The sequence below is a fragment of the Rhodococcus sp. M8 genome (assembly GCF_015654185.1).
In the GTDB taxonomy this organism is placed as follows: domain Bacteria; phylum Actinomycetota; class Actinomycetes; order Mycobacteriales; family Mycobacteriaceae; genus Rhodococcus; species Rhodococcus aetherivorans.
In genome coordinates, this window is record NZ_CP064065.1 from 757,609 (window position 1) to 777,725 (window position 20,117).

A 20,117-nucleotide genomic window follows, 5' to 3' on the forward strand; every position below is an offset into this window, starting at 1 on the left:
GCCCTACCGGTCCAGCACCGAACCCATCACCCGTTCGACGGTGATCTCCACCACCACGCGGGTCGGGTTGGGCCGCGGCGGCCGGTACCGCGCGGTGTAGCGGCGCACCCCCTCGGCGACGGCCTCCGGGTCCGTGCGCACCCGGGCCGGACCCTCGAGGGTGAGCCAGCGGCCGCGCTCGACTTGGCTGACAGCGCCGTACCCGCCGCGCTCGGCGTTGAGCGCCTTCTGCGACGTCGCGTTGGTGATCACCCGCACCACCGCGGCGTCCGGGTCCCAGGTGAAGCCGACGGCCACCACGTGCGGGCTGCCGTCCGTGCGCAGCGTCGTCAGGGTGCCGAGATGGTATTCGGTGAGGAACTGCAGCGCGGCGTCGCCGAGCGCGGCGGGGGTTCGGGCCATGCCTGCGACGGTAGCCGAACCCGGCACCGCCGGACCCGCCCCGGACGGCCCCGGCGCCGCCCGGGCACACTGGTGCGGTGAGCAACGAGCAGGGTTCGATCGTCGTCTTCGGGGGCCGCAGCGAGATCGGGGCGGCGGTGGCCGTGCGGCTGGCCCGCGGCCGCACCGTGGTCCTGGCCGCGCGCCGCGCCGGGGACCTCGAGCCGCAGCGCCGCGCCGTGCTCGACGCCGGGGCCGCCGCCGTGCACACCGTCGAGTTCGACGCCGACCGGCTCGACACCCACGAGCAGGTTCTCGCCGACATCCGGGCCCTGTACGGCCCGATCGACGTCGCGGTCCTCGCGTTCGGCATCCTCGGCGACCAGCGCCGCGCCGAACACGACGCCGCCCACGCCGTCGCGATCGTGCACACCGACTACGTCGCCCACGTGGCGCTGCTCACGCACCTCGCGGCGCAGCTGCGCGCCCAGGGTTCGGGCCGGATCGTGGTGTTCTCGTCGGTGGCGGGGGTGCGGGTGCGCCGGGCGAACTACGTGTACGGCTCCGCGAAGGCCGGCCTCGACGGATTCGCCGCCGGCCTGGCCGACGCGCTGCACGGCAGCGGCGTGTCCCTGCTGCTGGTGCGGCCCGGGTTCGTGATCGGCCGGATGACCGAGGGTATGAGCCCCGCGCCGCTGTCGAGCACCCCGGACCGATGCGCCGATGCGGCGGTGCGGGCGTTGCACCGCGGCCGCGGCGAGGTGTGGGTGCCGGCGGTGCTGCGGCCGGTGTTCTTCGGGATGCGGCTGCTGCCGCGCCCGATCTGGCGGCGGCTGCCGCGCTGACCGGCGCGGTCAGCGGCGGCGCGACTCGAGCAGCCGCAACCACACCTCGCCGACCGTCGGATATGCCGGTACCGCATGCCACAGCGTCTCGAGCGGCACCGCCCCGACCACCGCGACGGTGGCCGCATGCAGCAGCTCGGCCACGTCGGTGCCCACGAACGTCGCCCCCACCGCGGTGTCGGTCGCGCGGTCGACGACGAGGGCGGCGCGGCCGGTGAAATCGTCCCGGGCCAAAGCGGATCCGGCCACGGCGATGTCGACCTCGAGCACCTCGACGTCGAGGCCGTCGGCGCGGGCGCCGGCGGCGGTGCGGCCCACCGACGCGACCTCCGGGACGGTGAACACCACCTGCGGCACCTGCCCGTGGTCGGCGTTCGCCCGGTAGCGCGGCGCGTCGAGGTCGCGGCCCTCGGCGCGGGCGGCGATCACGTCGCCGCACACCCGGCCCTGGTACTTGCCCATGTGCGTCAGCGCCGTCCGGCCGGTGACGTCGCCGACGGCGTAGAGCCAGCGTCCGTCCGTCCCGGCGACGGTCATGTGGTCGTCGGTGCGCAGCGGGCCGTCCCCGGCCACCCCGACCGCGTCGAGACCGAGGTCGGCGGTGGCGGGCCGGCGTCCGGTCGCGACGATCAGCTCGTCGACCTCGAGGTCGCCGCCGTCGTCGAGACGCAGCCGCACCGGGCCGCCGTGGAGGCGCCCCACGCCGGTGTCCGCGACGTCCGGGCGGGACACCTCCGCCACCGTGGTGCCGAACCGCAGCCGCACGCCGTGCTCGCGCAGCGCCGCGGCGACCGCGTCGCCGGCGAACGGTTCGGTGCGGGCGAGCAGCCGCTCCCCGCGCACCAGCATCGTCAGGTCCTCGGTGCCCAGCTCGCGCAGCCACGTGGCGACCTCGCAGGCGACGACGCCGCCGCCGACGATCGCGGCGCGCCGCGGCACCTGCTGCAGGTTCGTCGCGTCCCGCGACGTCCACGGCCGGGCGGCGCGCAGCCCGGGCAGGTCGGGGACGACGGCGGTGGTGCCGGTGGCCACCACCACCGCGTGCCGTGCCCGCAGCCGGCGCGGCTGCGGGCCGTCCACGGTGACCTCGCACGGCCCGCTCAGCCGGCCGTGCCCGCGCACGACGTCGATCCCGGCGCCGCGGGCCCACTCGACCTGCGCGGCGTCGTCGCGGCCGCTGGTGAACGCGTCGCGGCGGGCGAGGACGTCGGCGACGTCGACGCCGTGCGCGGCGACCTTGGCGGCGACGCCGGGCATGTGCCGGGCCGCGCCGAGCACCTGCCCCGGTCGCAGCAGCGCCTTGCTCGGCATGCACGCCCAGTAGGAGCATTCGCCGCCGACCAGTTCGTGTTCGACCAGCACCGCGGTGCGGTCGCTGCCGGCGATCGCATAGTCGGCGGCATTCTCCCCGGCGGGCCCGCCGCCGAGGACGATGACATCGAACACGTCGGACTCGGAACCGGCACCGATGGTCATGACCTCACGGTAGGCCGCGCCCGGACCGCGCGACCCCGGAATGCGGCGACCCCGGAATGCGGCGACCCCGGAATGCGGCGACCCCGGAATGCGGCGACCCCGGAATGCGGCGGCCGCGGCGCGGATCAGCGCAGGGCGGGGGAGTCGGCGTCGAAGATCAGCCCCATCGGGGCGAGCACCCGCACCACCTGTTCGGCGGCCCACTCGTCGAGGTCGCACAGCAACAGCACCGGCCACGGCGTCACCACCAGGGGGCGGTCCACGGCCGCGAGGAACTCCGCCATCCGCGCCGGCAACACCGCCCCGGGCAGACCGCCGCCGAGGGTGACCGCCCCGTCGGGCTGGTCGAGCCATCCCACGGGCCGGGCCGGGGCCGGCGGGTGCGGCGCCGCCGGCTCCGACGGCTCCAGGCCCAGGGCCGCGAGGGTCGCGGCGACGCCGGCGCGGCGGGGCCGCTGCGCCGCCGCGACCAGCGCCTCGACGACGTCGCCGGGGGGCAGGCGCACCCCCGAGTCGGTGCCGTCGAGCAGCAGCGCCCACCGCCCGTCGGGCAACGCCAACGCCCCCACCTCGGGGGCCAGGGCCGCGATGTCGCCGGTGCCGTCGTCGATCCCGACGACGATCTCGCGGTCCGGTACGGTCCCGTCGAGGCGGTCCTGCACCCCGGCCAGCGTCTCCCACACGTCCACGTGCCCGCCGATGCGACCGGACAGCGGCGAGACGAGCAGGCGGTGCCGGTGCTCGCCGGGCAGGTCGAAGCCGTGACCGGTCAGCCGTGCGGTGAGCTCGGTGCGGTCCCCGCGCATCCCGAGGCCGCCGGCGGTGAGGACGAGGGTGCCCCCGGCGTGCTCGTGGGCGAGTTCGGCGAGGACCTGCAGCTGCGCCGCGGTCAGCCGGCCCCCCGGGAGGGGCACCTCGACCAGGTCGGCCACGGCGGGATCATGGTCATGCGGCATGCCCTCCAGGCTAGACGGCGCCGGTCGGCGCGCCGACGGCGCGGTTTTCCGTAGGGTGTGCCCCATGACCCCGACCTTCGCCGACCTCGCCGCCGCGAAGTACGTGCTGCTGACCACGTTCCGCAAGGACGGCACCCCGGTGCCGACCGCGGTGTGGGCGGCCGCCGACGCCGACCGGCTGCTGGTGTGGACCGTCACCGACTCCTACAAGGTCAAGCGGCTGCGCCGCGATCCGCGGATCACCCTCGCGGTGTGCGACGTGCGCGGGAACCCGCGCAGCGACGCGGTCCCCGGCACCGCCACCGTGCTCGATGCCGCCGGCACCGAGCGGGCGCGGGCCGTGATCGCGCGCAGATACGGGATCCTCGGGTGGCTCACGGTCAAGGGCAGCGTGCTGCGCCGCGGCCGCGCCGGCACCGTCGGCATCGCCTGCGCCGTCGACGCGGGCGCCACCGCTCCGGAGACGGGCACCCCGGCCCCCGGGCACGGCGGGTGACGGGAGCGCTGCGATGCCGCACAGCTGAGAGCGCGTCGGCGCACATCCGATGCCGGCGGTCCGGGGTGCGAGGCACGAAGCCTTCGACAGCTGTGCTGCTAGTGCGGTAGCCGGGCGCCGCCGGGGGTGGTGGCGAAGACGTGGGCGTGCGACGGGTCGATGCGGACGTGCACGACCTGGCCTTTCTCCGGTGGATTTCGCCAGTGGACCCTGGCCACCATTGGCTCGTGCCGTCCGCCCACCTGAGTGCGTCCGAAGATGAACGCTTCCGAGCCGAGTTCTTCGACCACGTCGACCTCGAGTTTCAGTCCGCCGGAGTCGGCGATCTCGACGTGCTCAGGCCGGATCCCGAAGACAACCTCCCGGCCGGCGGCCGCCAGGGTGTCCCGCGGCACCGGAATCACCTGCCCGCCGAAGCGGATTCCGCCGTCGGTGACGGGCACGGTGAACAGGTTCATCGACGGTGAACCCATGAATCCGGCGACGAAGACGTTCGCGGGCCGGTGGTAGAGCTCGCGCGGTGACGCGCACTGCTGCAGCACCCCGCCCTGGAGGACGGCGACCCGGTCGCCCATCGTCATCGCCTCGACCTGGTCGTGCGTGACGTAGACGGTGGTCGTGCCCAGGTGGCGCTGCAACTGGGCGATCTGCGTCCGGGTCTGCACCCGCAGCTTCGCGTCGAGATTCGACAGCGGCTCGTCCATGAGGAACACCTGAGGCTGGCGGACGATGGCGCGGCCCATGGCAACTCGCTGCCGCTGGCCCCCCGACAACGCCTTCGGCTTGCGGTCCAGATACGCGCCGAGGTCGAGCATGTCGGCGGCCTCGGCGACGCGGCGGCGGATCTCGGACTTGTCGGTACCGGCGAGTTTGAGCGCGAAGCCCATGTTCTCCGCGACGCTCATGTGCGGGTAGAGGGCGTAGTTCTGGAACACCATCGCGATGTCGCGTTCCTTGGGTTCGGCGTGCGTGACGTCGCGGCCGCCGATGGTGATGCGGCCGCCGTCGACGTCCTCGAGGCCGGCGAGCATGCGCAGCGACGTCGACTTACCGCAGCCGGACGGGCCGACCAGGACGAGGAATTCGCCGTCCTCGATGTGCAGGTCGAGTTGGTCCACCGCGGGGCAGTCCGAACCGGGGAACAGTCGGGTCGCGTGGTCGTACGTGATGGTTGCCATGAGAAAAGAGAGTCCCTCCACCGGCAGGAACGTGCCGGACGATCCGAGTGAGGTGAGTGGTGTGGGTATCGGTGCTGTCAGGGCGTCGTGGTCGAACTGTCGGTACCGGTGAACGGCACGTAACTCGAGGAGGAGATGGTGCCGAATTGCGGTCCGTCGCCGTTGTCGAAGCCCCACGTCGTCCAGTTGCCGTCCCGTGTCCGCCGCATCTGCACCGCGTACAGGTCGGCGGTGTCGATGTTCGCCGCCTCGGTGATCTTCCACGGCCCGAGCGGGGACTGTCCTTCGGCGATCCAGGTCCCCGCTCGGTGCCCGGCGTGAACGCTGGTGTTCTTGGGCGCGCAGGAGAACACCAGGACCGGTTTCCCGTTGACGGTGTGTGCCTGCAGGACTTCCATCTCGCCGAATCCGGCGGGCGTCGAGAGTGGGGGGTGGATGTGCCAGTGGCTCAGGTCCTTGCTGGTGGCGTGGCCGACGACGGCGCGGCCCTCGGGATCGCCGGAGTTGGCGCGGGCGGTGATCAGCATGTGCCACCGACCGGCGTGTTCGAAGACGTAGGGGTCGCGCCAGGCTTCGTCCGGCCAGGTGCCCTCGCCGAGGCGTTCGTACCAGCGGCCGTCGGCCTCGAGGACGAGGTCGGGGTCCTTGGTCCAGGTGACCAGGTCCGAGGAGGTTGCGCGGCCGATGCGTTGTACGAGGCCGTTCTCGGCCCGGCTCACGCCGGTGTAGAACATGCTCCAGCGTCCGCCGGTGTCGCGGACGACGGAGCCGGTCCAGGTCGCGAGGTCGTCGAACGCCGGGGCGTCGGAGGCCGCCACTGCGTCGGCGGTCAGGGTCCATTGCTCGCCGTCCCGCGAGGTCGCGTGTCCGATGGCCGCACGGTAGTGGCGGCGTTCGCGGTCCTGCAGGGCGCGCGAGGCGCGGAGGAAGAACAGGTGGTAGTCGGTGCCGTCGTCGGTCATCCAACTGTCCCAGACCCAGTGGTCGGGAAGGGCGAGGCGCATCAGGTCTCCTGGGGTGTTCGGCAATCGGGGCGCGACCGTCGTGCTCTCAGCGCGGAGAGTCGTCTGCGGTCGCCGCTGTCGGCCGCCTTCGGTCCGGCGCCGGTCCGGTGCTGGCGCGGACGGTGAGTGTCACCGGGGCCGTGACGGCGGTGGGTACGCCGCCGTCCGCGGTGGGGCTGGGATTCAGCGTTTCGAGGACCAGGCGGGCGGCGATCTCGCCCTGCTCGCGGACGGATTGGTGCACCGTGGTCAGGTCGGTGAGTGCGGCGAGGGGGTGATCGTCGATCCCGACCACGGAGACGTCGTCGGGTATCCGCAGGCCCCGGCGGCGCAGGGTTCTGATCGCGCCGAGGGCGAGTTCGTCGCTGTGCGCGAACACAGCCGTCGGGGCGCGCTCCGGGGCCGCGTCGAGAATGTCGGCCATCGCCGATGCGGCGTTGAGGCCGCCCCAATCGACGTCGCGGATGAGAGCGTGATCGACCGCGATCCCGGCCTCGGTCAGGGCGTCGACGTACGCCGCCGAGCGGCCCGGGCGGGCCGGCCAGCCCGGCTGGTCCGGGTCGTGGGCGGCGATCATGGCGATGCGCCGGTGGCCCAGTTCCAGGAGGTGGTCGACGGCCAGGCGGCCGGCACGATAGTCGTCGATGCAGACGTAGGGGTAGTCGGCGTTCTGCCCGCCGGCGGCGATGATGCTGACGCCCATCAGGGCGAGCCGTTCCTGCTCGTGCTGGTCGACCGGGAATGCGACCACCACGACGGCGTCGACCTTCCGGCGGGCGGGCAGCCGGGTGAAGAAGTCGTGGCGGTCGTCGGGGCCGCCGACCTGGTACAGCAACAGGTCGAAGTGGGCCGCGGAGAGCACCGTCTCGATGCCGCTCACCATCTCGCCGAAGAACCAGCGCTCGATGTGGGGGACGGCCAGCGCCACCCGTCGTGTCGGGCCGCCGGCGAGGCGGACCGCATCCGGGGAGACGACGTAGTCGAGACGGCGGGCGGTGGCGAGGACCTTCGCCTTCGTCGCCGCGGACACACCGTACGAGTCGTTGAGGGCGCGTGAAGCCGTCGTCAGTGAGACCCCGGCTTCCCGGGCGACGTCGCTGAGGCTCAACGCTGCAGGTCGATTGGACACAAGCCCGATGGTAGACCGATCGACCTTGATTTCGGAAGCGCTTCCGACATACGCTTCGGAAGCGCTTCCGAAATGTGATGCGCATCTCAACGCGGAGGAGTTATGGACTCACACCACTCGACCCCGGCCCGGCGGGCACGCAGATTCGCCGCCCTCGCAGGCGCCGCGGTCCTGCAGACGGTGGTGGCGTGCGCGCCGCCGGGCAGCGGTAACACCGCGACCGTCCCGACCGACCCGGTGCCGGTGAACATCGATCTCGGCACCGACCCGATCGAGTTGACCCTGTACGACGGTGCGGGGTTGAAGAAGATCGACGAGGCCCTGATCGCGGCGTTCACCGAGCGCCATCCGAACGTGACCATCACCCCGCGCTACGACCCGGACGAGGTGCAGGCCGTCAACGCCCCCCGAGTGCTCGCGTCGGAGAATCCGCCGGACATCGCGCGGATCATCGCGCTGCCCGCCGCGGTAGCCAACCACCAGCTCACGGCCCTCGATCCGTGGGCCGACGCCTACGGCTGGAACACGCTTCCGCCGGGGCAGAGTGCCATGTACCGGGTCGATGCGAACGGAATCCGCGGCACCGGCCCGCAGTACACGATGGCCAGCGGGTTCACGGTGACCGGGCTCTACTACAACAAGGAGCTTGCGAACCGGATCGGGATGGTCGAGCCGCCCACCACCGTTGCGGAATTCGAGCAGGCCCTGGCGTCGGCGAAAACTGCCGGACTGATCCCGATCATGGTCGGCAACAAGAGCGCGCAGGTCACCTTCCTGGTCCAGATGATGCTGAACACCGCCCTCGGCCCGGACGCGGTCAACGGCTGGGTCTTCAACGCGCCCGGCGCCACCCTCGATACCCCCGCCGCGGTCGACGCGGCCGCGGTGGTGGCCGGCTGGGCAGCGAAGGGCTACTTCCCCGCGGACACCAACGGCACCGACGCCACCGCCGCCGCCGGACGGTTCGCTGCGGGCGAGGCCCTGTTCTATGTCTCCGGGAACTGGGATGCCGCGACCCTACAGGCCAAGATGGGCGAGAACGTCGGCTTCACCCTTCCACCCGCGCCCGCCGGGTCACCCGTGCTCGCCATGTCCGACCCGGTGTCGAACTTCGCAATACCCTCGGGGTCGGACGACAAGAACGCCGCCGCAGCCTTCCTGGACTTCCTCCGCTCCGACGCGGGCCGGCAGGTCGTGGTCGACGCCGGCTTCGCCCCGTCCGGTACCGGCCCGGTCCCGGCCACCGCACCCGGATCGCTGGGCGCCCAGATCCAGGCGGCCTTCGACATACTGGTCGCCGCCGACGGCCAGGTCCAATTCGTCCAGAACGCCACCAACGGCATGTCCGGCACCTGGCTACCGCAGGTCCAGATGCTCGTCGCCGGCCGAACCACGCCCGGCGAGATGATGGCCGCCGTCCAATCCGCATACGAGCAGGACCTCCTGAGATGACCTCCACCGCACACGCCCCCCAGACATCCCCCACCCGGGCGTTCCCGCATCGCGTCGCAACCCGGCCGGGGCGGGGCCACCGCGCCAAACGGGCCCTGACCGGATGGCTGTTCGTCCTGCCCGCCGCGGCGGTGTACACCGTCTTCGTCCTCCGGCCGCTGCTGAGCACCCTCTGGTACTCCCTCTACAACTGGGACGGCATCTCCGTCGGCAGCTGGGTGGGGCTCGGCAACTACCGCCGCGTGCTCACCGACCCGCAGCTGCTGTCCTCGATCGGGCACGCGTTCTTCCTCATCCTGTTCTTCACCGTCCTCCCGGTGATCGGCGGCCTTCTCGTCGCTGCCCTGCTCCAGGAGATCCGCATACGCGGCCTCGGAACCCTCACCCGCACCCTGCTGTTCCTACCGCAGATCATTCCCGGCGCGGCCGCGGCGGTCGCGTGGGTGTGGATGTTCTCGACCAACGGCACCGTGAACCAACTGCTCTCGGCCGTCGGCCTGGGCGGGCTCACCCGCTCCTGGCTCGGCGACTTCGACTGGGCCCTGCCCGCCGTCGGCGTCATCGGCACCTGGCTCGGCCTCGGATTCTGCACCATCCTGCTGATGGCCGGCATCGGGAAGATCGACATCTCGATCTACGAGGCCGCCCGGCTCGACGGCGCCAGCTTCCTCAGCACCTTCCGATACGTCACCGTTCCAGCCCTGCGGGCCGAGATCGGGGTCTGCGTCACCGTCACCATCATCGCCGCCCTCGCCAGCTTCGACATCGTGTTCATGTCCACCCAGGGCGGACCCGGCTACGCGACCACCGTGCCCGGCGTCCTGATCTATCAACTCGGCTTCACCGAATCCCGAGTCGGTCTCGCCAGCGCCCTCGCTGTCGTCCTCACCGGCCTGATCCTGATGGTCATCCTGCCGATCCAGCGCTTCTTCAGAGAGAAATGATCATGAAAACCTCCGCTCGCCAACGGATTCCCGGACTCGTCCTGCTGCTCGGCACCATGATCTTCTCGATCCTGCCGTTGCTCAGCATGCTGTCGGCGGCACTGCAACCGCAGGGCACCGTCCCGCTCGGGCTGTCGTGGCCGTCGAACCCGCACTGGCACAACTTCCTCGACGCCTGGCGCGTCGCGGAGGTGACACCGCTGATGGTCTCGAGCATCATCCTCGTCGCCGGCGTCGTCCCCGTCGCAGCGCTGTTCGCTGCGATGGCCGGTTACGGGCTCGGGCAGCTGCACGTGCCCGGAGGCACCGTCGTCTTCCTGCTCCTGCTGCTGGGGTTGACTCTCCCGAAGGAGGCGACGATCGTGCCGCTCTACTACCAGCTGCGCGAGATGAACCTGCTCAACACCCGCCTCGGACTCATCCTGGTTCTCATCGGCACGTTCACGCCCTTCGCCGTCTTCTGGATGCGAGCCCATTTCCTGTCCATGCCGAAAGAGCTCACCGAGGCTGCGGCCCTGGACGGGGCGGGCCCCTGGCAGGCCTTCCGTCACATCCAGATCCCGCTCGCGGTCCCGGCGCTGGCCTCGCTGTGTCTGCTGCTGTTCCTGTGGACCTGGAACACCTTCCTGCAGGCCATCGTCCTCATCGACGACCCCGGTAGGCGGACCATGGCGGGCGCACTGCAGAACTTCGTCGGCCAATACTCGACCGACGTCGTCCTTCTCAACGCCGGATCCCTGCTGATCATGGCCCCGACCATCGTGGTGTTCCTGCTGTTCCAGCGCCACTTCGTCAAGGCGATGATCGCCGGCGCCGTCAAGGGCTGACCGTGCCCGCCCACACCACCACCACGCCCACACCACCCGCAGGGGAAACCATGCCCACATCACGACAGTGGTGGCACGACGCTGTCATCTACCAGGTGTATCTGCGCAGCTTCGCCGACGGCACCGGCGACGGCATCGGCGACCTCGCAGGGCTCGCCGAGCGCCTGCCGTACCTCGTCGACCTCGGCGTCGACGCAATCTGGATCACCCCCTGGTATCCGTCACCGATGGCGGACGGCGGCTACGACGTCGCCGACTTCCGCGACATCGACCCGCTCTTCGGCACTCTCGACGACGCGGACACCCTGCTGGCCGCCGCCCACGCTGCCGGACTCCGCATCATCATCGACCTGCCCGCCAACCACACCTCCGACACCCACCCCTGGTTTCGGGAGGCGTTGCGCAGCGCCCCCGGTTCGCGGGAGCGCGCCAGGTACTTCTTCCGCGCCGGCCGCGGCGACACGGGCGAACTCCCGCCGAACGACTGGATCAGCGCATTCGGCGGACCGGCCTGGACCCGCACCACCCGAGAGGACGGACAAGCCGGCCAGTGGTATCTGCACTTGTTCGCACCCGAACAACCCGACCTCGACTGGACCAACCCCGAGGTCCGCACCGAATTTGCTGACGTTCTGCGCTTCTGGTTCGACCGCGGCGTCGACGGCATACGCATCGACGCCGTGTCGGCGATGGCCAAGGTTCCCGGACTGCCGGATGCCGGCCACGCACCGGGAGCCCGGTTCGAATCCAGCACGTGGGTCGACAATCCGCACTGGGATGTCGACGAACTTCACGACATCCTGCGCGAGTTTCGCACCATCGCCGACGAATACGGCCCCGACCGCATGTTCGTCGCCGAGGCGATCGTCCGCAGCCCCGAACGTCTGGCCCGCTACGTGCGTCCCGGCGAGTTGCACACCGCCTTCAACTTCGACTTCCCCAGAGCCGGCTGGGACCCGGCAGCACTGCGCGAGGCCATCGACCGCAGCCGCGAGGCGCTCCGCGAGGTCGGTGCGCCGACCACCTGGGTGCTCTCGAGCCACGACGAGACCCGCCACCTCACCCGATTCGGGCGCGCCGAAACCAGCACACTGCCGATGACCCTGACCGCCGCCACCGACTCCGATCTCACCCTCGGCACCCGCCGCGCCCGCGCGGCGGCCCTGCTCATGCTCGCCCTGCCCGGCGGTGCCTACCTCTACCAGGGCGAAGAACTCGGCCTCGAGGAAGTCACCGACCTCCCTGCGGAACTGCTGCAGGACCCGACCTGGGAACGGTCCGGGCACACCATCCGCGGCCGCGACGGATGCCGGGTCCCGCTGCCCTGGAGCGGTGACCACCCACCCTTCGGGTTCGCCGCCGACCACGTCCAGCCGTGGCTACCCCAACCCGACAACTGGAAGTCGAAGACCGTCGCCGCCGAATCCGACGACCCCGATTCGATGCTCACCCTCTACCGCACCGCACTACGACTCCGACGCACACTGCCCGCCCTGCGCGATGACTCTTTCGGCTGGCAGCCGTCGGCCACCGATGCCCTCGTCTTCGACCGCGGACCGACGTTTCGGTGCGTCGTGAACCTGTCCCGTCAACCGGTTGCGATCGACCCGGACGCAACCGTCCTGCTCGCCTCCGCCGCCCTGACCGATGCCCGTTCTCTGCCACCGGACACCGCAGTCTGGCTGCGCACCAACCGATAGGGCCGTGACACAGCCACTCCATCGAAGAACTTGTCGGATCCGGCGGTGACCACATCGAACGAGCCTTCTCGCCCAAATCCGCCCGATTTTCGGGGGACACTACGTCGAGCCCGTAGGTCGGCAGCCCGGCCCGGTTCCACCGCCCCCTGCCCTGAGCGCCGGGCTCAGCGAGCGCGGCTGACCGACGACATGTGGAAGTCGGGGACCCGCAGCGGCGGCATCGCGGTGCGGGTGAACCAGTCCTTCCATTCCCGCGGCAGGGTCCGCTCCGTGCGGCCCGCCTCGGTGGTGCGCCGCAGCAGATCCAGCGGGCTCTCGTTGAACCGGAAGTTGTTCACCTCCGCCGTCACCGCACCGTCCTCGACCAGGTACACGCCGTCGCGGGTCAGACCGGTCAGCAGCAACGTCGCCGGGTCGACCTCCCGGATGTACCACAGCGTTGTCAGCAACAGTCCCCGCTCGGTGCGGGCCACCATCTCGTCCACGTCGGCCGCGCCGCCGCCGGTCAGCACCAGGTTCTCCCCGGGCGCCGCCACCGGCGCCCCGAACTCGGCGGCCGCGGCCCGCGGGTACGCCAGCGCGTGCACCGCGCCGTAGCGCACCCAGTCGACCCGCCCGGCGTCCATCCCGTTGTCGAACACCGACACCGAGTTCGACGAGGCGGTGGCCGCGACGAACGGCGCGTACTCCAGGCCGGGGGCGGCCGGATCGGAGAACAGGGTCAACGGCAGCGCGGTGAGCCGTTCGCCGACGCGGGTGCCGCCGGGCCGCGACAGCGCGGTGTGCCCCTCCTCGGCGCCGCGGCCCTCCATCGACCACATCAGGTAGATCATCAGGTCCGCCACCGCCGACGGCGGCAGCAGCGTCTCGTAGCGCCCGGCCGGGAGGTCGACCGTGCGGCGCGCCCAGTCCAGCCGCCGCGACAGCTCCGCGAGCAGGGACGGTGTGTCGACGTCGGTGAAGTCGCGGGTGCCGGCCCCGGCCCACGCGCTGGCCCCGTTCAGCCCGCCCCGCTTGCCGTTGATCTCCACCGATCCTTCCGGCTCGGTGAACCGGCGCCGCACCCCGCTGGAGGTGCCCAGCCAGGTCGTCGACACCCGGTGGTGGGCGAAGCCGTAGAGCTGATCGGCGCCGTCGAACCCCGCGGCGAGATCGTCGACGAGCCGCCCGAACACCGAGATGTCCGTCCCGGCCGCGGCGTCGGCCCAGTCGCCGGGCACGCCGTCGCCGCCGACGAGCGGCATCGCGTCCTCGGCCGGGGACGCCGCCACGGCCGCCGCCCCCGCCGCCCGCACGGTCGGGGCGATGTCGGCCGGGTCGACGCTGCTCGACGTCACCACCCCGACGCGGGGGGTGTCGCCGCGCTGCACCGCGATCACCGTCCAGCTGCGCGAGCGCGAGATCCCGTTGGTGGTCATCGAATTTCCGGCCCACCGCAGCGACGCCTCGCCGGTGTCGGTGACCAGCACGATGGTCTCGTCGGCGGTCGAGCAGCGCAGCGCCCGCTCGAGCAGTTCCTGCGCCTCGATCATCGCCCGCCCTCCGCGCGTGTGTTGAGCACGTTCACCGACCGCAGCAGCGCCGACGGGCAGCCGTGGCTGACCGGGGCGACCTGACCGGGCTGGGCCTTGCCGCAGTTCACGGCGCCGCCGAGCTGCCAGGTCGACGGCCCGCCGACCGCCTCGAGCGACCCCCAGAAGTCCGTCGTGGTGGCCTGGTACGCCACGTCGCGCACCTGCCCGGCGAGTTCGCCGCCGCGGATCCGGTAGAACCGCTGACCGGTGAACTGGAAGTTGTAGCGCTGCATGTCGATCGACCAGGACTTGTCACCGACGACGTAGATTCCGTCGTCGACCCGGGCGATGAGGTCGGCGGTGGTCGTGTCGGCCGACGGGTCCGGCTGCAGCGACACGTTCGCCATCCGCTGGAGCGGTACGTGATGTGCCGAGTCGGCGTACGAGCAGCCGTTCGAGCGTCCCAGGCCCAGCCGCGGCGCGAACACCCGGTCGAGTTGATAGCCCACCAGGATCCCGTCCCGCACCAGGTCCCAGGACTGGGCGGCGACCCCGTCGTCGTCCCAGCCGACGCTGGCGAGCCCGTGCGCGACGGTGCGGTCCGCCGTCACGTGCATGACGTCGGTGCCGTAGCGCAGCGTGCCGAGCCCGTCCGGGGTGGCGAACGAGGTGCCCGCATAGGCCGCCTCGTACCCGATGGCCCGATCGTATTCCGTTGCGTGCCCGACCGATTCGTGGAGGGTCAGCCACAGGTTGGTGGGGTCGATCACCAGGTCCGTCGGCCCGGCCTGCACGCTGGGGGCCGCCGCCTTCTCCGCCAGCCAGCCGGGGATCCGCTCCAGCTCCTCGTTCCAGTTCCAGTGCGCGTCGCCGGCCAGATACTCCCAACCCCGCCCCACCGGCGGGGCGAGGGTGCGCATCGTCTCGAACTCGCCGGTGCGCCGGTCGACGGCGGTGGCCTCGAGCTGCGGTGCCACCCGCACCCGCTGCTGGGTGATCGTCGAGCCGGCCAGGTCCGCGTAGAACGTCTGCTCCTTGATCTGCAGACAGCTCGCCGTCACGTGATCGACCCCGTCGGTGTCGAGCAGCCGCCGCGAGAAGTACGTCAGCCGCGCCACCTTCTGCGCGGTGGGCACCGTGAACGGATCGACCTCGTACGGTGACACCCACACCGCGTCCGGGTAGACCGGTTCGTCGGCGAGCTCGACCCGTTCCCGGTTCAGCGCCCGCAACGCCCGGGCCACCTCGATCGCCTGCCCCGCGGTCGCCGCCGCGACGGCGGGACTCAGCTCGGCGTGCGAGGCGAACCCCCACGTGCCGTCGACCACCACCCGCACGGCCAGCCCCGTGTCGACACTGTCGACGGCCGCCTGCACGGCGCCGTCCCGCAGGCTCAACGACTGGCTGTGCACGCGATGCACCCGCAGGTCCGCGTGGGAGGCGCCCGCAGCGCGGGCGACGGACAGCGCGGCGTCCGCGAGCGCCCGCAGCGGCAGGGCGAGGAAGTCGGCGTCGACGGTGCTCACCCGCAACACCGTAGCGGCCCGTGCGCCGGCTCAACCGAACTGCTGCCATCCCAGCCGCACCACCATCACCAGCACCACGGTCAGCAGCACCACCCGCACGAACCCCGCGCCGCGCCGCAGCGCCGTCCGCGACCCGGCCACCGCGCCCGCGATGTTGCACACCGCCAGCGCCAGCCCCAGGGACCACCACACGTGCCCGGTCGCCGCGAAGTACACCAACGCCCCGAGGTTCGACCCGAGATTGATCACCTTCGCCATCGCCGCCGAGCGCACGAACTCGGTGCCGAGCAGCGTCGCGAACGCGATGATCAGGAACGTGCCGGTGCCGGGGCCGAGCAACCCGTCGTAGAAACCGATCACCGCGGCCGCCAGCAGCACCACCAGCACCGTGCGCCGCAGCGTCGGGCGTTCGTGCGCCAGCGTCGTGCCGACCTGCGGTCGCAGCGTCACGAACACCGCGACCGCCACCAGCACCACCATCACGATCGGAATGAACAGGTCCCTGTCGATCCGCGAGACCGTCGCCGCACCCGCCGCGGCCGCGACTGCGGCCAGCGCCGCCGCCGGAGCCAGGACCGGCCACTGCAGCCGGATCCGACGGGCGAACGTCACCACCGCCGCGCCGGTGCCGCAGATGGCGGTGAGCTTGTTCGTCGCCAGCGCGGCCGCCGGCGTCAGTTGCGGGGCGACGACGAACAGTGCCGGCAACAGGATCAGCCCACCCCCACCGACGACGGCGTCGACCCACCCCGCGGCGGTCGCCGCCACCATCAGAACCGCCCAGTCGCCCGCACCCACGCGGCCATTCGATCACAGCGGCCGGGAGCAAAACCGCCGCGCCGTTCGTTGACCGGGTGTGACCGTCGCATCCGCATTCGTGCCGCCCCCGGCGCCTGGGAGGATCACCCCATGATCGCGCTGCTGTTCCTGGCCTACGTCGTCGTCGAGATCGGGGTGCTGGCCTGGCTCGGCTCCACCCTGGGCATCGGCGCGACGATCCTGCTGTTCCTCGGGGTGAGCGTCCTCGGCTACCTCGTCCTCGGCGCGCAGGGCCGGCGTGCCCTGCAGAACCTGGGCCGCGTCCGCAGCACCGCCGCCGACCGTGCCGGATTCGCCGGCGCCGCCGACCGTGCCGGATTCGCCGGCGCCGCCGACCGTGCCCTCACGGACGGCGCCCTGATCGGTGTCGGTGCCGCCCTCGTCCTCGTGCCCGGCCCGGTCACCAGCGCCGCCGGAATTCTGCTGCTGCTGCCCCCGACCCGGGCCCTGCTGCGGCCCGCCGTCCGGGCCGTCGCCGCCCGCAAGGTGGCCGCGGCCGCCGCCCGCGGCGGCGGATTCCGCGGCGAACGGCTCGTGGTCGTCGACGGCGAGGTCGTCGAGCACACCGTCGTCGGCACCCCGCGCCTCGGCGCCGCGACACCCGGCGCGGGCACCGTGCTCGAGGGGGAGATCGTCGACCCCCCGCAGCGCCCGCACCTGCCCTGACGGGGCACACTGGGTAGCCGTGAGTTCCCCAGCCCCCCGCACCCAGCTTCTCGTCGGCGGCCGCATCTACAGCGCCAGCGCCCCCGACGCCACCTCGATGGCCGTCACCGACGGGCAGGTCGTGTGGGTGGGGGAGGACCGGCCCGGCCGCGCCCTGCACCCGGACGCCGAGACCGTCGACCTCGACGGCGCGTTCGTCGCACCCGCGTTCGTCGACACCCACGTCCACGTCACCGCGCACGGCCTGGCCCTGACCGGCCTCGACCTGTCCGGCACCCCCTCCCGCGAGGACGCGCTGCACCGGCTGCGCGACCACGCCGCCCGGCACGCCGACGCCGTCGTCTGGGGCCACGGATGGGACGAGACCCGCTGGCCCGACCCCACCGCACCGACGACCGACGACCTCGACGCCGCCGCCCCGGGCCGCGCCGTCTACCTCACCCGCGTCGACGCCCACTCCGCGGCCGCCTCCACCGCGCTGCGCGCCGCCACCGACCTCGTCGGACTCGACGGCTACCACCCGCAGCGTCCGCTCACCGCGGCCGCGCACCACACCGTCCGCGCCGCCGCCCGCGCCCTGCTCACCCCCGCCCAGCGGGCCCGCGCCCGCGCCGCCGCCCTCGACGACTACGCGGCACACGGCATCGTCGCCGTCCACGAGTGCGGCGGCCCGGACATCGCCGGCCGCGACGACTTCGCCGAACTGCTCGCCACCGACCACGCCGTGCAGGTCCGCGGCTACTGGGGCGAGGCCGTCACCACCGCCAACCAGGCCCGCGCGCTCCTCGCCGCGACCGGCGGCCACGCCCTCGGCGGCGACCTGTTCGTCGACGGCGCCCTCGGGTCGCACACCGCGTGGCTCGCCGCGCCCTACACCGACCGCCCCGACTGCTGCGGCACCGCCTACCTCACCGTCGAGCAGATGGCCGCGCACCTGCGGGCCTGCACCGAAGCCGGCATCCAGGCCGGCTTCCACGTCATCGGCGACGCCGCCGTCGACGCCGCGGTGCAGGCGTTCGCGGCCGTCGTCGCCGAGCTCGGCGGCCCGGCCGTCGCGGCCCGCGGGCACCGGCTCGAACACCTCGAGATGGTCACCGCCGAGCAGACCGCCCGGCTCGGCGGCTGGGGTGTGATCGCCAGCATGCAACCGGCCTTCGACGCGCTGTGGGGCGGGCCGGACGGGCTGTACGCCACCCGCCTCGGCGCCGACCGCGCCGCCGGGCTCAACCCGTTCGCACCGCTCGCCGCGACCGGCATGTCGCTCGCCTTCGGCTCCGATGCACCGGTCACCGCGGCCCGGCCGTGGCCGATGCTGCGCGCCGCCGTGCACCACCGCACCCCGGGCAGCGGAATCTCCCCCCGCGCCGCGTTCGCCGCCGCGACCCGCGGGGCGTGGCGCGCCGGCGGGGTGCGCGACGGAGTCGCCGGCACCCTCGACCCCGGCGCGCCCGCGTCGTACGCGATCTGGGAGGCGGACGAGCTCGTGGTCAGCGCCCCGAAGGACAGCGTGCAGCGCTGGTCGACCGACCCGCGGTCGCGGGTGGCGCCGCTGCCGGACCTCGAGCCGGGCACGCCCGACCCGGTGCTGCTGCGCAGCGTGCACCGCGGCCGCGTCGTGTACGCACGGTGATCGGGCCGCGCGCCGCCGCCCGGCCGGTGGTGGCCCGCAGCGTCGCCGCCGTCGCGGCGGGGTTGCTGTTGTTCACGAGTTTCCCGCCGCGTCCGCTGTGGTTCCTCGCGCCGCTGGGCATCGCGCTGCTCACCACGATCCTGGCGGCGCCGACGCGGCGCCGCCGTGCCGGCTTCGGCTACGGCTACCTCGCCGGCCTGGGGTTCTTCGTGCCGCTGCTGCCGTGGATCGGCGAGTACGTCGGCCCGCTGCCGTGGCTGGCGCTCGCGGCCGCCGAATCCGTGTTCGTCGGCCTGTTCGGGGTGATCGCGGTGCAAGTGCGTGCCCTGCCCGGTGCCCCGGTGTGGATCGCGGCCGGCTGGAGCCTGACCGAATACCTGAGGGCGAGCGTGCCCTTCGGCGGCTTCCCCTGGGGCCGGCTCGCGTTCGGGCAGCCGGACGGGCCGCTGGTCGGTCTCGCCGCGGTCGGCGGGGCGCCGCTGGTGTCGTTCGCCGTGGCGCTGACCGGCACCGGCCTGTGGGCGTGCGGCCGCGTCGGCCTGCGCTACGCCCGCGGGCACCGGGAGCGGTCACCGCTGCTGCGGGCCGCCGCGGTGACCGTCGCCGCGCCGCTGCTCGCGCTGGCGACCTGGCCGGCGCTGCCCGCCCCCGAGTCGGGCGAACGCATCGTCACCGTCGCCGCGATCCAGGGCAGCGTGCCGCGGCTGGGACTGGACTTCAACGCCCAGCGCAAGGCCGTGCTGAACAACCACGTGGCCCGCACCCTGGAGCTGGCAGACCGGGTCCGGGCCGGCACCGCGCCGCGCCCGGACGTGGTGATCTGGCCGGAGAACGCCTCCGACATCGACCCGCTGCGCAACCGCGACGCGGCCGCCGACATCGGCGCCGCGGCGGCCGCGGTCGGCGCCCCGATCCTGGTGGGCGCCGTGCTGGTCAACGGGGACGGCACCACCACCAACTCGGTGATCGTGTGGGACGCGGCCGGCGGGCCGGGGGAGCGGCACGACAAACGCATCATCCAGCCGTTCGGCGAGTACCTGCCGTACCGCTCGTTCTTCCGGTTGTTCTCCGACTACGCCGATCGGGCCGGGCACTTCGTACCCGGCGACGGCGACGGCACCGTCCACGCCGCCGGCATCCCGATCGGCGTGGCCACCTGCTACGAGGTGGCGTTCGACCGGGCGCTGCGGGACTCGGTGCGCGCCGGCGCGCAGCTGCTGGCCGTGCCCACCAACAACGCCACCTTCGGCGACACGGAGATGACCTACCAGCAGCTGGCGATGTCCCGGGTGCGGGCCGTCGAGCACGGCCGTGCCGTGGTGGTGGCCGCCACGAGCGGGGTCAGCGCGATGGTCGCGGCGGACGGTACGGTCACCGAGCGCAGCGCCCTGTTCGTGCCCGAGGTGCTGGTGGCGCAGGTGCCGCTGCGCACGACGGCTACGCTGGCTACTCGGCTCGGACCGATTCCGGAGCTCGTGCTCTGCGTCGGTGCCGTCGCCGCCGTCGGCGTGGCGCTGGTGCGCTCGCGCGGGCGGGGCACCACCGTGCCGGCCGCAGCCGGCACCGCGAGATGA

Annotated in this window: 17 protein-coding genes and 1 pseudogene; 9 read left to right on the forward strand and 9 right to left on the reverse strand. The window is 72.7% G+C overall.

The features are described from left to right. Positions 1-3: 3 nt before the first annotated feature. The gene (locus tag ISO16_RS03500; protein WP_006945766.1) at positions 4-402 is read right to left on the reverse strand and encodes a pyridoxamine 5'-phosphate oxidase family protein; all 399 of its coding nucleotides are present in this window, start codon (positions 400-402) and stop codon (positions 4-6) included. A 77-nt stretch (positions 403-479) separates the two neighbouring features. Between ISO16_RS03500 and ISO16_RS03505 the strand changes: the two genes are divergently transcribed. After that, the gene (locus tag ISO16_RS03505; RefSeq protein WP_072635280.1) at positions 480-1,226 is read left to right on the forward strand and encodes an SDR family NAD(P)-dependent oxidoreductase; all 747 of its coding nucleotides are present in this window, start codon (positions 480-482) and stop codon (positions 1,224-1,226) included. Between the two features lie 9 nt (positions 1,227-1,235). On the opposite strand, the gene ISO16_RS03510 is transcribed toward ISO16_RS03505, so the two are convergent. Then, positions 1,236-2,702 carry a dihydrolipoyl dehydrogenase family protein gene (locus ISO16_RS03510; RefSeq protein ID WP_072635281.1) on the reverse strand — a complete coding sequence of 489 codons (1,467 nt, stop codon included), beginning with the start codon at positions 2,700-2,702 and terminating at the stop codon, positions 1,236-1,238. A gap of 125 nt (positions 2,703-2,827) precedes the next feature. Continuing rightward, a complete protein-coding gene (locus ISO16_RS03515; protein ID WP_083662513.1) occupies positions 2,828-3,658 on the reverse strand; it encodes a precorrin-3B synthase in 831 nt (276 codons plus the stop codon). Between the two features lie 64 nt (positions 3,659-3,722). Between ISO16_RS03515 and ISO16_RS03520 the strand changes: the two genes are divergently transcribed. After that, positions 3,723-4,154: a PPOX class F420-dependent oxidoreductase gene (locus ISO16_RS03520; protein WP_006945761.1), complete on the forward strand. Its 432-nt coding sequence runs from the start codon at positions 3,723-3,725 to the stop codon at positions 4,152-4,154. Between the two features lie 98 nt (positions 4,155-4,252). Here ISO16_RS03520 and ISO16_RS03525 read toward each other — a convergent pair whose 3' ends face one another. The 3 genes and pseudogenes from ISO16_RS03525 to ISO16_RS03535 all read right to left on the reverse strand — a co-directional run bounded on the left by ISO16_RS03525 (position 4,253) and on the right by ISO16_RS03535 (position 7,465). Next, positions 4,253-5,332 carry an ABC transporter ATP-binding protein gene (locus ISO16_RS03525; RefSeq protein ID WP_029543775.1) on the reverse strand — a complete coding sequence of 360 codons (1,080 nt, stop codon included), beginning with the start codon at positions 5,330-5,332 and terminating at the stop codon, positions 4,253-4,255. Between the two features lie 77 nt (positions 5,333-5,409). Next, positions 5,410-6,366 (reverse strand): annotated as a pseudogene (locus ISO16_RS03530) (glycoside hydrolase family 68 protein); the annotation flags it as partial. Between the two features lie 16 nt (positions 6,367-6,382). Next, positions 6,383-7,465, reverse strand: coding sequence for a LacI family DNA-binding transcriptional regulator (locus ISO16_RS03535; protein ID WP_230304471.1), 1,083 nt, complete (start codon positions 7,463-7,465; stop codon positions 6,383-6,385). A 102-nt stretch (positions 7,466-7,567) separates the two neighbouring features. Between ISO16_RS03535 and ISO16_RS03540 the strand changes: the two genes are divergently transcribed. From ISO16_RS03540 to ISO16_RS03555, 4 genes are read left to right on the forward strand one after another with little or no spacing between them, the layout of a single operon-like run. Further along, on the forward strand, positions 7,568-8,917 hold the full coding sequence (locus ISO16_RS03540) for an ABC transporter substrate-binding protein (protein WP_072635283.1): 1,350 nt from the start codon (positions 7,568-7,570) through the stop codon (positions 8,915-8,917). After that, a complete protein-coding gene (locus tag ISO16_RS03545) occupies positions 8,914-9,861 on the forward strand; it encodes a carbohydrate ABC transporter permease (protein WP_050035269.1) in 948 nt (315 codons plus the stop codon). Before ISO16_RS03540 ends, ISO16_RS03545 begins: the two co-directional genes overlap by 4 nt. A 2-nt stretch (positions 9,862-9,863) precedes the next feature. Next, on the forward strand, positions 9,864-10,688 hold the full coding sequence (locus ISO16_RS03550; RefSeq protein ID WP_072635329.1) for a carbohydrate ABC transporter permease: 825 nt from the start codon (positions 9,864-9,866) through the stop codon (positions 10,686-10,688). A gap of 50 nt (positions 10,689-10,738) precedes the next feature. Continuing rightward, positions 10,739-12,388: a glycoside hydrolase family 13 protein gene (locus ISO16_RS03555; RefSeq protein ID WP_006945752.1), complete on the forward strand. Its 1,650-nt coding sequence runs from the start codon at positions 10,739-10,741 to the stop codon at positions 12,386-12,388. Between the two features lie 164 nt (positions 12,389-12,552). On the opposite strand, the gene ISO16_RS03560 is transcribed toward ISO16_RS03555, so the two are convergent. Genes ISO16_RS03560 through ISO16_RS03570 form a run of 3 tightly spaced genes read right to left on the reverse strand, consistent with a single transcriptional unit; the run spans position 12,553 to position 16,226 of the window. Then, entirely contained in the window at positions 12,553-13,920 is a 1,368-nt protein-coding gene (locus ISO16_RS03560) for a metallopeptidase TldD-related protein (RefSeq protein WP_072635284.1), read from the reverse strand. Continuing rightward, positions 13,917-15,428, reverse strand: coding sequence for a TldD/PmbA family protein (locus tag ISO16_RS03565; protein ID WP_072635285.1), 1,512 nt, complete (start codon positions 15,426-15,428; stop codon positions 13,917-13,919). Before ISO16_RS03565 ends, ISO16_RS03560 begins: the two co-directional genes overlap by 4 nt. A 30-nt stretch (positions 15,429-15,458) precedes the next feature. Next, positions 15,459-16,226, reverse strand: coding sequence for a TSUP family transporter (locus ISO16_RS03570; RefSeq protein WP_072635286.1), 768 nt, complete (start codon positions 16,224-16,226; stop codon positions 15,459-15,461). Between the two features lie 111 nt (positions 16,227-16,337). On the opposite strand from ISO16_RS03570, the gene ISO16_RS03575 reads away from it, so the two are divergent. From ISO16_RS03575 to lnt, 3 genes are read left to right on the forward strand one after another with little or no spacing between them, the layout of a single operon-like run. Beyond that, on the forward strand, positions 16,338-16,913 hold the full coding sequence (locus ISO16_RS03575) for an FxsA family protein (protein WP_072635287.1): 576 nt from the start codon (positions 16,338-16,340) through the stop codon (positions 16,911-16,913). Positions 16,914-16,932: 19 nt separating this feature from the next. Continuing rightward, entirely contained in the window at positions 16,933-18,543 is a 1,611-nt protein-coding gene (locus ISO16_RS03580) for an amidohydrolase (RefSeq protein WP_072635288.1), read from the forward strand. Beyond that, on the forward strand, positions 18,540-20,117 hold the full coding sequence (lnt, locus tag ISO16_RS03585) for an apolipoprotein N-acyltransferase (protein ID WP_072635289.1): 1,578 nt from the start codon (positions 18,540-18,542) through the stop codon (positions 20,115-20,117). The genes ISO16_RS03580 and lnt overlap by 4 nt, the downstream gene beginning before the upstream one ends.

What these genes read in the sequence shown, in the direction of transcription:
- ISO16_RS03540 (WP_072635283.1), top strand. Translation starts at nt 7,568, where the DNA reads ATGGACTCACACCACTCGACCCCGGCCCGGCGGGCACGCAGATTCGCC.
- ISO16_RS03515 (WP_083662513.1), bottom strand. Translation starts at nt 3,658, where the DNA reads ATGCCGCATGACCATGATCCCGCCGTGGCCGACCTGGTCGAGGTGCCC.
- ISO16_RS03510 (WP_072635281.1), bottom strand. Translation starts at nt 2,702, where the DNA reads ATGACCATCGGTGCCGGTTCCGAGTCCGACGTGTTCGATGTCATCGTC.
- ISO16_RS03525 (WP_029543775.1), bottom strand. Translation starts at nt 5,332, where the DNA reads ATGGCAACCATCACGTACGACCACGCGACCCGACTGTTCCCCGGTTCG.
- ISO16_RS03520 (WP_006945761.1), top strand. Translation starts at nt 3,723, where the DNA reads ATGACCCCGACCTTCGCCGACCTCGCCGCCGCGAAGTACGTGCTGCTG.
- ISO16_RS03575 (WP_072635287.1), top strand. Translation starts at nt 16,338, where the DNA reads ATGATCGCGCTGCTGTTCCTGGCCTACGTCGTCGTCGAGATCGGGGTG.
- ISO16_RS03550 (WP_072635329.1), top strand. Translation starts at nt 9,864, where the DNA reads ATGAAAACCTCCGCTCGCCAACGGATTCCCGGACTCGTCCTGCTGCTC.
- ISO16_RS03560 (WP_072635284.1), bottom strand. Translation starts at nt 13,920, where the DNA reads ATGATCGAGGCGCAGGAACTGCTCGAGCGGGCGCTGCGCTGCTCGACC.
- ISO16_RS03555 (WP_006945752.1), top strand. Translation starts at nt 10,739, where the DNA reads ATGCCCACATCACGACAGTGGTGGCACGACGCTGTCATCTACCAGGTG.
- ISO16_RS03545 (WP_050035269.1), top strand. Translation starts at nt 8,914, where the DNA reads ATGACCTCCACCGCACACGCCCCCCAGACATCCCCCACCCGGGCGTTC.
- ISO16_RS03500 (WP_006945766.1), bottom strand. Translation starts at nt 402, where the DNA reads ATGGCCCGAACCCCCGCCGCGCTCGGCGACGCCGCGCTGCAGTTCCTC.